At 72.2% G+C, this 12393-nt stretch carries 8 protein-coding genes and 1 riboswitch; of the genes, 2 read left to right on the forward strand and 6 right to left on the reverse strand.

The genetic code is table 11. The features are described 5' to 3' along the window. Nucleotides 1-9 precede the first annotated feature (9 nt). A complete protein-coding gene (locus FEF34_RS09030; RefSeq protein WP_138052683.1) occupies nt 10-3114 on the reverse strand; it encodes a bifunctional acetate--CoA ligase family protein/GNAT family N-acetyltransferase in 3105 nt (1034 codons plus the stop codon). A gap of 175 nt (nt 3115-3289) precedes the next feature. On the opposite strand from FEF34_RS09030, the gene FEF34_RS09035 reads away from it, so the two are divergent. Further along, nucleotides 3290-3571: an HPr family phosphocarrier protein gene (locus tag FEF34_RS09035; RefSeq protein ID WP_027734018.1), complete on the forward strand. Its 282-nt coding sequence runs from the start codon at nt 3290-3292 to the stop codon at nt 3569-3571. Between the two features lie 148 nt (nt 3572-3719). On the opposite strand, the gene FEF34_RS09040 is transcribed toward FEF34_RS09035, so the two are convergent. From FEF34_RS09040 to FEF34_RS09055, 4 genes are all read right to left on the reverse strand, one after another. Next, a complete protein-coding gene (locus tag FEF34_RS09040; protein ID WP_138052684.1) occupies nt 3720-4397 on the reverse strand; it encodes a GntR family transcriptional regulator in 678 nt (225 codons plus the stop codon). 180 nt (nt 4398-4577) lie between these two features. Further along, nucleotides 4578-5351 carry a M23 family metallopeptidase gene (locus tag FEF34_RS09045; RefSeq protein ID WP_138052685.1) on the reverse strand — a complete coding sequence of 258 codons (774 nt, stop codon included), beginning with the start codon at nt 5349-5351 and terminating at the stop codon, nt 4578-4580. 13 nt (nt 5352-5364) lie between these two features. Then, nucleotides 5365-5528, reverse strand: a riboswitch (cyclic di-AMP (ydaO/yuaA leader). Between the two features lie 229 nt (nt 5529-5757). Then, on the reverse strand, nt 5758-7140 hold the full coding sequence (locus tag FEF34_RS09050) for a M16 family metallopeptidase (protein WP_407698347.1): 1383 nt from the start codon (nt 7138-7140) through the stop codon (nt 5758-5760). A gap of 17 nt (nt 7141-7157) precedes the next feature. Next, nucleotides 7158-8510, reverse strand: coding sequence for a M16 family metallopeptidase (locus FEF34_RS09055; RefSeq protein ID WP_138052687.1), 1353 nt, complete (start codon nt 8508-8510; stop codon nt 7158-7160). Between the two features lie 192 nt (nt 8511-8702). Between FEF34_RS09055 and FEF34_RS09060 the strand changes: the two genes are divergently transcribed. Next, nucleotides 8703-11150 (forward strand): DNA gyrase/topoisomerase IV subunit A, encoded by a 2448-nt coding sequence (locus FEF34_RS09060; RefSeq protein WP_138052688.1) that lies wholly within the window; start codon nt 8703-8705, stop codon nt 11148-11150. A 114-nt stretch (nt 11151-11264) separates the two neighbouring features. Here FEF34_RS09060 and FEF34_RS09065 read toward each other — a convergent pair whose 3' ends face one another. Further along, complete coding sequence (locus FEF34_RS09065; RefSeq protein WP_138052689.1) at nt 11265-12347, reverse strand: CobW family GTP-binding protein; 1083 nt, start codon at nt 12345-12347, stop codon at nt 11265-11267. Between the last annotated feature and the right edge of the window lie 46 nt (nt 12348-12393).

Raw genomic sequence — 12393 nt, forward strand, 5'->3', positions numbered from 1 at the left:
CCGGCGGTTTCAGTAGCTCGGGAGGGTCCTCGGGCCCAGGTCGGTACGGGGCTGCGGCGGGGCGAGCCGCACGGAGGCCCCGAGCACGGAGAGGCCGTGCTGGGCGACCACGACCGGTTCGAGGCCGACTCCGACGACTTCCGGGTGGTCGTCGACCAGCCGGGAGACGCGCAGCAGCAGCTCCTCCAGCGCGGCGGTGTCGACGGGCGCGGAGCCGCGCCAGCCGAAGAGGAGCGGGGCGGTCCGGACGGACCGGATGAGGCCGGCCGCGTCGCGGTCGGTGACGGGGACGAGACGGTGGGCCGTGTCGCCGAGCAGGTCGGTGGCGGGGCCGGCGAGCCCGAAGGACAGCACCGCGCCCACGGCCGGGTCGATCGCGGCCCGCACGACCGTGTCCACCCCCCGCGGAACCATCGGCTGCACCACGGGCTGGAGCTCCTCCGGCTTTCCGAGGCTCTCCGTCAACTCCGCGTAAGCCTGGCGGACCTGCCGCTCGTCGGCCAGGTCGAGGCGCACGCCGCCGAGGTCGGGACGGTGGCGCAGATGCGGCGCGGTCGTCTTGAGGGCTACCGGGCAGCCGAGCCGGGCGGCGGCCCGGGCGGCGGCGTCCGCGTCGGGGGCGGGCAGCACGGGGACGACGGGGATGCCGTAGCGCTCCAGCAGCCTCCGCGCGTCGTCCTCGGGCAGGGTGACGCCGTGCTCGCCGGGGGCGGCCTCGAGTAGGCCCTCGATGAGCCCGGCCGCTCCGCCCTCGTCGATGTCGTCGTACTCCGGCACCTTCCCGGGCTCCGCCGCGTCCCGGCGCCACTGGGCGTACCGCACGGCCTCGGCCAGGGCGCGCACGGCCCGTTCGGCGGCGGGGTACGCGGGGATGCGGGCGGCTTCCCCGCGGACCGCTGCGGCGGCGTCCCCGGCGGTCCGCGCGGCTCCGTCGCGGGGGTCGGTGCGGGCACCCGCTCCGGGCACCGCGGTGGCGGCCGGTCCTGCGGGCTCCCCCGTCACCGGGGCCGCGCCGTCGGGGCCGGCAGCGGGCGCCGGGCCGTCCGTGCCGGGCCGCGGTCCACGAGTGGTCGGGGAGCCGCTCGGACGGGCCTGGGCGCCCGGTGCCGGGGTGGGGCCCGTTCCCACACCACCGGACGCGGTACGCGGGTCGGGGTGCGGCGAGGCGCCCTCGGGCGCGGGTTCCACACCCGGCCCGGGGTCCGCAGCGGTGTCGGGGCCGCGGTACGGGGAGGCGGGGGCGGAGCTGCTCGCCGCGGCGAGGGCGTCGGCGAGTCCGCCGAGTTCGACGTGGACGACGAGCACGGGTTTCGCCGGTGCGGAGGCCGTCGCGGCGCGGAGGGCCGCCGCGAGGACCTCGCCGTCGCCGGACTCGGTGACACCGTTCTCCCCGACCCACGGGATCGCGTTGACGACGACCGCGTCGCACGCGTCGTCCCGCAGCGCCCCGGCCAGCGCCTCGCAGAAGTCGTCCGGCGTCGCGGCCGTCGTCAGGTCGCGTGGCCGCAACGGCCGCAACCCTTCCGTCAGACAGGCGTCGTAGGTCAGCAGGCCCAGGGACTCGGAGTTGCCCAGGATCGCCACCCTCGGTCCCGCGGGCAGCGGCTGGCTCGCCAGCAGCGCCCCGGCGTCGACGAGCTCGGTGACGGTGTCGACGCGGATCACACCGGCCTGCCTCAGCAGCTCCGAGACCGTCGCGTGCGGCACCCGGGTCGTCGGCACCGCGTGTCCCGGCGGAGCGCTGCCGGTGTGCCGGGCCCCCTTCACGACGACCACGGGCTTCACCGCCGTCGTGCGCCGCGCGAGCCGGGTGAACTTGCGCGGGTTGCCGATCGATTCGAGGTAGAGCAGGACGACGTCGGTGTCCGGGTCGTCGTACCAGTACTGAAGGAAGTCGTTGCCGGACACGTCGGCCCGGTTGCCTGCGGAGATGAAGGACGACAGTCCAGTGCCCCGCCGGTGCAGTCCGCTGAGGAGCGCTATGCCGATGGCACCGGACTGGGTGAACAGCCCGGTCCGGCCGCGCGCGGGCGACTCCGGGGCGAGTGAGGCGTTGAGCCGCACCCCGTCCGCGGTGTTGATGATCCCGAACGCGTTCGGCCCGATGATCCGCATCCCGTACGAGCGCGCCTGGCGTACCAGTTCGCGCTGCCGTTCCAGCCCTTCCGGGCCGCTCTCCCCATACCCCGCGGCGAGCACGACGAGTCCCTGCACGCCGTGCTCGCCGCAGTCCGCGACGACCTCGGGCACGCGTTCGGCGGGGACGGCGACGACCGCCAGGTCGACGGGCTCGCCGGTCGCCGCGACGATCTCCCCCACCGAGCGGTGCGCGGGTACCCCGTCGATCTCGTCCATGTCGAGGACGAGGGAACGGTTCACCGCGTACGTCCGCCCGGTGTACCCGGCGTCGATCAGATTGCGCAACACGGCCCGCCCCACCCCGCCGGGCGCACGGCCGGCGCCGATCACCGCCACCGAGCGGGGAGCCAGGAGGCGCTGGACGGAGCGGGCCTCGGCCCGCTGTTCGCGGGCGCGCTGGACCGCCAGGGACCGGGCCGTCGGTTCGAGGTCGAGCGTGAGGTGGACGGAACCGTCCTCGAAGCTGCGCCGCTGGGTGTAACCCGCGTCGGTGAACACCTTGATCATCTTGTTGTTGGCGGGGAGCACCTCCGCCGCGAACCGCCTGATCCCGCGCTCCCGCGCGACGGCCGCGATGTGTTCCAGCAGGGTGGAGGCCACACCCCGGCCCTGGTGGGCGTCCTGCACCAGGAAGGCGACCTCGGCCTCGTCCGCCGGGGCGGACGCCGGCAGGCCCTGCGCGTTGATGCGGTCGAAGCGGACGGTCGCGATGAACTCGCCGCCGACGGTCACCGCGAGGCCCACCCGGTCCACGTAGTCGTGGTGCGTGAACCGGTGCACGTCCTTGGCCGACAGCCGTGGGTAGGGTGCGAAGAACCGGTAGTACTTGGACTCTGCCGAGACCTGTTCGTAGAAGCTGACGAGCCGCTCGGCGTCCTCGGTGGTGATGGGCCTGATGTGCGCGGTGCCACCGTCACGCAGCACCACGTCGGCTTCCCAGTGGTCGGGGTACGCGTGGTCCGACGGGGTCTGCATGGGGCAAGGGTAAGGCTCCGGCACGGGTCGCGTTCCCCGAAGTGCGCGGGCAGGCTGGGAGGGCCGATCCCGGCCCCGCACCAGCCGGGGCCGGTGGCCGGGTGCTCCGCACCGCATGAGAGACTGGTCTAGACAACACGCCAACGCTTCCCGCTGAGACTCGAAGGGCACCACCATGGCTGAGCGCCGCGTCAATGTCGGCTGGGCCGAGGGCCTGCACGCCCGCCCCGCGTCCATCTTCGTTCGTGCCGCCACGGCTTCCGGCGTTCCGGTGACGATCGCCAAGGCCGGTGGCACCCCGGTCAACGCCGCCTCGATGCTCGCGGTGCTCGGCCTCGGGGCGCAGGGCGGCGAGGAGATCGTGCTCGCCTCGGACGCGGAGGGCGCGGAGGCCGCCCTGGAGCGTCTGGCGAAGCTCGTCGCCGAGGGCCTCGAGGAGCTTCCCGAGACCGTCTGAAACCGATGAATTCATGTGCGGGCCGCGGCGCCGGAGATTTCCGGCGCCGCGGCCCGCATATTTCCCCCGGGCTTTGCCCCAATTGCTTTTCCGGCAGCAGGAAAAAGCCCCCGGCACACAATGCCGCTCTTTGTATACGGTGCGACTGTTAAATACGGTCGCCCGCCGTGTTTACGGAATGTTGCGAAACCCTCACGCCGGTGGGGATCCGCAGCCGGTGCGCGCCCGTCGTCCGCTCGGCGTGCAGCGCCGTGAGCGCGCGGGCGCGCTCCGCGTCGCCGCGCGCCACCGCGTCCACGATCGCGCCGTGCTCGGCCCACGCCTCGACGGGACGGGCGGGACGCTCGACCGTGTACATCCACGCGATCTTGTGCCGGAGCTGGGTCAGCAGCGCGGTGAGCCCCGGGCTCCCGCACGCCTGGGCCAGGGTCTCGTGGAACCAGGCGCCGAGCGAGCGCAGGTCCTCGCCCTGACCGCGCCGGGCCCGGTCCTGGCCCAGTCTGACCAGCCCGCGCAACACCTTGAGGTGCGCCTCGCTGCGCCGCTGGGCGGCCCGGGCGGCGCCGAGGGGCTCCAGCAGCAGCCGTATCTCCAGCAGGTCGGCGGCCTCCTGCTCGGTGGGCTCGGCCACGCACGCTCCGGCATGCCGGCGGGTCACGACGAAGCCCTCCGACTCCAGGGTGCGCAGGGCCTCCCGGACCGGGACGCGCGAGACTCCGTAGCGGCGCGCCAGCTGCTCCTCGGTGAGGCGGCTGCCGCGCTCGAACGCACCGGAGACGATGTCGTCGCGGATCGCCGTGCATACCGAGCGCGCGGGAATGCGCATACCGAACCTCCGCTTTAATCGCCGCGAAACCCCGTCGAGCGACGTCTGTTTCGGTGACTCTATGGCAGGTGGCCGGAATTTCCGAAGACCCATGGTAATCCATGGTTATCTTTTGGCCTGAATACGCCGAAAGCCCCGGCTCGGAGAGGAGCCGGGGCCTCGGACGGAAAGGTGTGTGCGTCAGACGCGGACGCCGTGCGAGCGCAGGTACGACACCGGGTCGATGTCCGAGCCGTAGTCCTCGCCGGTGCGGGCCTCGAAGTGGAGGTGGGGACCGGACGAGTTCCCGGTCGATCCGGCGAGGCCGACCTGCTGGCCCGGGGTGACCTGCTGGCCGACCGAGACGCTGATCGAGGACAGGTGGCCGTACTGCGTGTACGTTCCGTCGTGCATGCGCAGGACGACGTTGTTGCCGTAGGCGCCGCCCCAGCCGGCCTCCACGACGGTGCCCATGCCGACGGCGACGACCTCGGTGCCGGAGGCGGCGTGGAAGTCGACGCCGGTGTGGCTGCCGGAGGACCACTGGGCACCCCCGGCGTGGTAGTCGGTGCTCACGTAGGAGCCGGCGACCGGGAGCGTGTACGTCATCAGCCGCTTGCGCTCGGCCTCTCGGGCGGCACGCTCCGCGGCGTCACGGGCGGCCTCCACCCGGAGCTCGGCCTTGCGCTTGGCCTCGGCCTCGGCCTTCTCCTGGGCCGCGACCAGGGCGGCCTCCTGCTGCTGGGCCTCCGCCTGGGCGTCGATCCGCTCGGCGAGCGAGTCGGCGGCGACGGCCTGGGTCAGGCCGGTGTCCTCGACGGGAGCGGAGACCTCGGCCTCGGCGGCGAAGGCCGGGGAGGCGAGAGTGCCGATGACGCCGGTGGTGGCGATGGCCGCGACGGAGGCGACGCCCGCGCTCTTGCGCGACAGGCGGCTCGGACCACGGTGCTTCCCGGTGGCACGGGTGAACGCCATGAAGTGGCTGATCCTTTCCTTCCTTCTCGCCTACCGGGTTAGCTGACGGGTTCGGAGCAGGAAGGTCTCCTACGGACCCCTCCGCACGGCGGCGAAGGCGCCCGATTCACCCCGGGGGACATATGGGTCCCCGGCTCCCCAGGCTCGCGCCGGACGGGGACTCGGCGATGGCTGCCCGATGCCGCGGGTGCGGCGCGTGCAACTGGCGGACAGCGCAGAAGACGCTAAGCCGATCTTCGCTCAATCACCAAACAGACACGGATATTTGTAGTGCACGCCACAGGGCAGACACCACTCCTCCCCATCAAACCGGACATAGGGGAAGGTCGTTCCGGGTACGCGAAAGGGCCCCGCCGGCGTGAAACCGGCGGAGCCCTTTCGCGTGCGCCGGAGCGCGAGCGGTCAATCAGCCCGTGACAACGGTCACTTCACCGATTCCGAGCGCCCGGACGGGCTCCTCGATCTCGGAGGCGTCCCCGACGAGGACCGTGACGAGCCGGTCCACGGGGAAGGCGCTGACGACCGCGGCGGTCGCCTCCACCGTGCCGGTCCCGGCAAGCCGCGCGTACAACTGGGCCTGGTAGTCGTCCGGGAGACCCTGCTCGACCTGGTCGGCCAGCGTGCCCGCCACGGAGGCGGCCGTCTCGTACTTCAGCGGCGCCACGCCCACCAGGTTCTGCACGGCGACATCGCGCTCCGCGTCGGTCAGGCCCTCCGCGGCGAGGGTGCGCAGCACCCTGAAGAGGTCGTCGAGCGCGGGACCGGTGTGCGGGGTGTCGACCGAGCCGCTGATGGCGAGCATCGCGGCACCGGAGGCCCCGCCCGGGGACGCCGGGGTGTCCGAGCGCAGCACCTGGCCGAAGGCCCGCACCCCGTAGGTGTAGCCCTTCTCCTCGCGCAGCACGCGGTCCAGGCGCGAGGTGAGCGTGCCACCGAGGCAGTAGGTGCCCAGGACCTGGGCGGGCCAGACCCGGTCGTGGCGGTCGGGGCCGATCCGGCCGATCAGCAACTGGGTCTGCACGGCGCCGGGGCGGTCGACGACGACGACGCGGCCGGTGTCGTCGGCGGTGATCTGCGGCATCGGGCGGCTCTCGGCCGAATCGCCCGTCCAGGCACCGAGCGTGTCGGTCAGCACGGCGTCCAGGTCCACCCCTTCGAGGTCACCGACGACCACGGCCGTGGCCGTGGCCGGGCGGACGTGCGCCTCGTAGAAGGCCCGGACCGCGGCGGAGTCGATGCGCTCGACGGTCTCCTCCGTGCCCTGCCGCGGCCGCGACATCCGGGAGGACGCCGGGAACAGCTGCCGGGAGAGCTCCTTCGCGGCCCGGCGGGCCGGGTTCGCCGTCTCGTGGGGGATCTCGTCCAGCCGGTTGCGCACGAGCCGCTCCACCTCGCTGTCGGCGAACAGCGGGGCGCGCAGCGCCTCGGCGAGCAGGCCGAGGGCCTTCGGCAGCCGCGAGACCGGCACCTCCAGGGAGATCCGCACCCCCGGGTGGTCGGCGTGGGAGTCGAGCGTGGCGCCACAGCGCTCCAACTCGGCGGCGAACTCCTCGGCCGAGTGCTTGTCCGTGCCCTCGGACAGTGCGCGGGCCATGATCGTGGCGACGCCGTCCAGCCCTTCGGGCTCGGCGTCCAGCGGTGCGTCGAGGAAGATCTCCACGGCCACGACCTGCTGGCCGGGACGGTGGCAGCGCAGCACGGTCAGCCCGTTGCCGAGCGTGCCCCGCTCGGGCGCGGGAAATGCCCAGGGCCTGGCCTCGCCGGGCTGCGGCTGCGGATGGAGGTCCATGGTCACGGCAGCGTCGGTCACTGATCCGCCCCCTCTGCGTCGTCGTTGTCCTCGGCGTTCCCGGCGTCGGCTCCGGCGACGGGCTCGTACACGAGCACCGCCCTGTTGTCCGGGCGCAGCCGGGCCTTGGCGACGGCCTGCACCTCGTCTGCGGTGACGTCGAGCACCCGCTTGACGGCGGTGAGCGCCAGCTGCGGGTCGCCGAACAGCACGGCGTACCGGCACAGCTCGTCGGCGCGGCCGGCGACGGTGCCGAGGCGGTCCAGCCACTCGCGCTCCAACTGGGCCTGGGCGCGCTCCATCTCCTCCGCGGTGGGCCCCTCGGCGGCGAAGCGGGCCAGCTCCTCGTCGACCGCGGCCTCGATGTCGGGGACCTCGACGCCCGCGGACGTCTTCACGTCCAGCCAGCCCAGCGAGGGGGCGCCGGCCAGGCGGAGCAGGCCGAAGCCGGCGGCGACGGCCGTGCGGTCGCGGCGGACAAGCCGGTTGTGCAGCCGGGACGACTCGCCGCCGCCGAGGACGGTCAGAGCCAGGTCGGCCGCGTCGGCCTCGCGGGTGCCGTCGTGCGGCAGACGGTACGCGGCCATCAGCGCCCGGGCCGGAACCTCCTCCTCCACGACCTCGCGCAGCTGCTCGCCGATGATCTCCGGGAGCGAACCGTCGCGCGGCGGCTGCTTGCCGTCGTGCGTGGGGATGGACCCGAAGTACTTCTCGATCCAGGAGAGCGTCTGCTCCGGGTCGATGTCGCCGACGACGGACAGCACCGCGTTGTTCGGCGCGTAGTAGGTGCGGAAGAAGTTCCGCGCGTCCTCCAGCGTCGCCGCGTCCAGGTCGGCCATCGAGCCGATCGGGGTGTGATGGTACGGATGGCCCTCGGGGTAGGCGAGCGCGGTCAGCTTCTCGAACGCGGTGCCGTACGGAACGTTGTCGTAGCGCTGGCGGCGCTCGTTCTTGACGACGTCCCGCTGGTTCTCCATGGACTCGTCGTCGAGGGCGTCCAGCAGGGAACCCATGCGGTCGGCCTCGAGCCACAGCGCGAGCTCCAGCTGGTGGGCGGGCATGGTCTCGAAGTAGTTGGTGCGTTCGAAGCTCGTGGTGCCGTTCAGCGAGCCGCCGGCCCCCTGCACCAGCTCGAAGTGGCCGTTGCCCGGTACCTGGGCGGAGCCCTGGAACATCAGGTGCTCGAACAGGTGGGCCAGGCCGGTGCGGCCCTCGATCTCGTGGCGGGAGCCGACGTCGTACCAGAGGCACACCGCGGCGACCGGGGTCAGGCGGTCCTCCGAGAGCACCACGCGCAGGCCGTTGGCCAGACGGTGCTCGGTCGCTGTCAGGCCTCCGGAGCCGGCCCGGGCTGTGGCCGTGTGACCCATGGGCATGTGGTCCCTTCGATCGCGTTGCAGGATGTCCTGCCACTGTATGCAAACCGTGCAGGTAAGCGGCGAAGTTCCCGAGGCTTCCACTCCCTGTTCCGGGTCGCGGTCCGCGTTGTCGGTGCGACGGTCCACAATGGTCGGCGTCAGATCCCGTTCATGGTTCATGTTGGTGAAGGAGCCGCAGCAGCGATGGCCCGCCGCAGCACGAAGACGCCGCCGCCCGACGACTTCGAGGAGAGGATCCTCGACATCGACGTCGTCGACGAGATGCAGGGCTCCTTCCTCGAGTACGCGTACTCGGTGATCTACTCCCGCGCCCTGCCCGACGCCCGCGACGGCATGAAGCCGGTGCACCGCCGGATCGTGTACCAGATGAACGAGATGGGGCTGCGCCCCGACCGGGGCTATGTGAAGTGCGCCCGTGTCGTCGGCGAGGTGATGGGAAAGCTCCACCCGCACGGCGACGCGTCGATCTACGACGCCCTGGTGCGCATGGCCCAGCCCTTCTCCATGCGGCTGCCGCTGGTCGACGGCCACGGGAACTTCGGCTCCCTGGGCAATGACGACCCTCCGGCGGCGATGCGTTACACCGAGTGCCGGATGGCCGACGCGACGAGCCTGATGACCGAGTCCATCGACGAGGACACGGTCGACTTCGCGCCGAACTACGACGGCCAGGAGCAGGAACCCCTGGCACTGCCCGCCGCGTACCCGAACCTGCTGGTGAACGGCGCGTCCGGGATCGCGGTCGGCATGGCGACGAACATGCCGCCCCACAATCTGGGCGAGGTCATCGCCGCCGCCCGTCATCTGATCAGGCACCCGGGCGCGGACCTGGAGACGCTGATGCGCCATGTGCCCGGTCCGGACCTGCCGACCGGTGGCCGGATCGTCGGCCTGTCCGGGATCAGGGACGCGTACGAGACCGGCCGCGGCACGTTCAAGATCCGTGCCACGGTCACGGTGGAGGACGTGACGGCGCGCCGCAAGGGACTCGTCGTCACCGAACTGCCGTTCAGCGTCGGCCCGGAGAAGGTGATCTCCAAGATCAAGGACCTGGTCGGCCAGAAGAAGCTGCAGGGCATCGCCGACGTCAAGGACCTCACGGACCGCAAGCACGGGCTGCGCCTGGTCATCGAGATCAAGAACGGTTTCATCCCCGAGGCCGTCCTTGAGCAGCTGTACAAGCTGACGCCGATGGAGGAGTCCTTCGGCATCAACAACGTGGCGCTGGTCGACGGCCAGCCGCTGACCCTGGGCCTCAAGGAGCTGCTGGAGGTCTACCTCGACCACCGCTTCGACGTGGTGCGCCGCCGCAGCGAGTTCCGCCGCGGGAAGAAGAGGGACCGCCTGCACCTGGTCGAGGGCCTGCTCGTCGCGCTGGTCGACATCGACGAGGTCATCCGCCTCATCCGCTCCAGCGAGAACGCGGCGCAGGCCAAGGAACGGCTGATCGGGCGCTTCTCCCTCAGCGACGTCCAGACCCAGTACATCCTGGACACGCCGCTGCGCCGGCTCACCAGGTTCGACCGGATCGAGCTGGAGGCCGAGCGCGACAAGCTCAAGGCCGAGATCGCCGACCTGACGACGATCCTGGAGTCGGACGCGGAGCTGCGCAAGCTCGTCTCCTCCGAACTGGCCGCGGTGGCCAAGAAGTTCGGCACCCCCCGGCGCACGGTCCTGCTGGAGTCCGCGGGCACCCCGGCCCCGGCCGCCTCGCTGCAGGTGGCGGACGACCCCTGCCGGGTGCTGCTGTCCTCCACCGGCCTGCTGGCGCGCACGGTCACCGGCGAGCCGCCGGCGGGCGGGGGAAGGCGTACCAAGCACGACGTGATCGTCTCCTCGGTGGAGGCGACCGCACGGGGCGACGTGGGCGTCGTCACCTCGGCGGGCCGGTTGCTCCGGTTGCCGGTGATCGATCTCCCGCAGCTCCCGGAGACTGCCCAGGCGCCGAACCTCTCGGGCGGTGCCCAGGTCTCGGAGTTCCTGTCGCTGGAGGCGGACGAGACGGTCGTCTGTCTGACCGGTCTGGAGGAGTCCTCGCCGGGTCTTGCGCTGGGCACGCGGCAGGGCGTTGTCAAGCGGGTGGTGCCGGACTACCCGGCCAACAAGGACGAGCTCGAGGTCATCGCACTCAAGGAGGGCGACAGGATCGTCGGCGGCGCCGAACTGCGCACGGGCGAGGAGGATCTGGTCTTCATCGCCTCCGACGCACAGCTGCTGCGCTTCCAGGCGTCGCAGGTCCGGCCGCAGGGCAGGCCGGCGGGCGGCATGGCGGGCATCAAGCTCGCGGAGGAAGCCGAGGTGATCTCCTTCACCGCGGTGGACCCGGCCGCGGAGGCGGTGGTCTTCACGGCCGCGGGAGCCGCCGGGACGCTGGACGACTCGGTGACGACGGCCAAGCTGACACCGTTCGACCAGTACCCGCGCAAGGGCCGGGCGACCGGCGGCGTGCGCTGCCAGCGCTTCCTCAAGGGTGAGGAAAAGCTGGTCTTCGCCTGGGCGGGTGCGACCCCGGCGCACGCGGCGCAGAAGAACGGCTCGCCGGCCGAGCTTCCGGAGATCGACCCCCGCCGGGACGGTTCGGGCACACCGCTGGCCAAGGAGGTCGCGGCAGTGGCGGGGCCGCTGCCGTAGGCGCGCGACCGCCCGCGGCCGTGGTTCCGGGTCGTCCCCGAGCGATCCGCCCCCTTCCGCTTTCGGGCGGAAGGGGGCGGATCGCTCGGGTGGCGCCGACCGGCCGGGCCCGGATCAGTCCCCGGGCAGCTCCTCCGGGGCGTCCCGCTGGTCGGGTACATAACGCAGCACGCCCCACATGCTGTGCTCCTCCGGGCGGTCGTCGGCACCGGTGATCCTGGCCGCGCCGAGCCGGCCGAGCAGCGCCCCCGTGTCGGTGCCCGAGCCGATGAGCACGAGCCGGGTGGCCTTCGCGGTGCCGTCCGCGGGCCAGGGCTCCGGGTGGAAGCGCAGGAAGCGGCCCACCGTGTGGATCGCGTAGCGGTTGCGGGGGTCGGCCTCGCCGAAGTCCACGAACCCCTTGATCCGGTACAGCCCTTCGGGCCGTGCGTCCAGGAAGTCCAGCAGTCTGCGCGGGTGCAGGGGCTCGGATGTCTCGAACGACACGGTGTCGTAGGCCGCGTGCAGATGCTCCTGGTGATCCCGGACGTCGTTCTCGCCGTCCTCGCCGTCCTCGTGGAGGTCGTCGAAGGACAGCTGCCCCACGCGCTCACCGGGCGGACGGCATTCGAAGAGCAGCTCGGGGTCGACCCGTCCGTATGTGGCCTCGATCACGGCGGCGCCGCGGGCCAGTGCGGTGATCCGCTCCCTCAGGCGCTGCCGCGCTCCCGGGCCGACCCGGTCCGCCTTGTTGACCACGACCAGATCGGCGATCCCGAGATGCCGCTCGATCTCGGGGTGCCGCTGCCGGGTGGCGTCGAACTCGGCGGCGTCGACGACCTCGACGAGGCCGCCGTACACGATCCGCTGGTTCTCGCTGGCGAGCACCATCCTGACCAGTTCCTGGGGCTCGGCGAGCCCGCTCGCCTCGATGACGATCACATCGAGGCGGGCGGCGGGCCGGGTGAGCCTGTCCAGGAAGACGTCCAGCTCGCTCGCGTCCACGGCACAGCACAGACACCCGTTGCCGAGGGACACGGTGGAGTCGCCGAGCTGGCCGGCCACGGTCATGGCGTCGATCTCGATCGCCCCGAAGTCGTTGACGATCGCGCCGATCCGGGTGCCGCGACTCGCTCGCAGCAGATGGTTGAGCAGCGTCGTCTTGCCCGATCCCAGGAAGCCCGCGAGGACGACGACGGGGATCTGCGGGCTGCTCAAGACGGGACCTCCTGGGGCTTTCGTGCGCGTCGTCCCCCAGGATATG

This window comes from Streptomyces marianii (assembly GCF_005795905.1).
In the GTDB taxonomy this organism is placed as follows: Bacteria; Actinomycetota; Actinomycetes; order Streptomycetales; family Streptomycetaceae; genus Streptomyces; species Streptomyces marianii.

What these genes read in the sequence shown, in the direction of transcription:
- FEF34_RS09060 (WP_138052688.1), top strand. Translation starts at nt 8,703, where the DNA reads ATGGCCCGCCGCAGCACGAAGACGCCGCCGCCCGACGACTTCGAGGAG.
- FEF34_RS09035 (WP_027734018.1), top strand. Translation starts at nt 3,290, where the DNA reads ATGGCTGAGCGCCGCGTCAATGTCGGCTGGGCCGAGGGCCTGCACGCC.
- FEF34_RS09050 (WP_407698347.1), bottom strand. Translation starts at nt 7,140, where the DNA reads ATGGACCTCCATCCGCAGCCGCAGCCCGGCGAGGCCAGGCCCTGGGCA.
- FEF34_RS09040 (WP_138052684.1), bottom strand. Translation starts at nt 4,397, where the DNA reads ATGCGCATTCCCGCGCGCTCGGTATGCACGGCGATCCGCGACGACATC.
- FEF34_RS09045 (WP_138052685.1), bottom strand. Translation starts at nt 5,351, where the DNA reads ATGGCGTTCACCCGTGCCACCGGGAAGCACCGTGGTCCGAGCCGCCTG.
- FEF34_RS09030 (WP_138052683.1), bottom strand. Translation starts at nt 3,114, where the DNA reads ATGCAGACCCCGTCGGACCACGCGTACCCCGACCACTGGGAAGCCGAC.
- FEF34_RS09055 (WP_138052687.1), bottom strand. Translation starts at nt 8,510, where the DNA reads ATGGGTCACACGGCCACAGCCCGGGCCGGCTCCGGAGGCCTGACAGCG.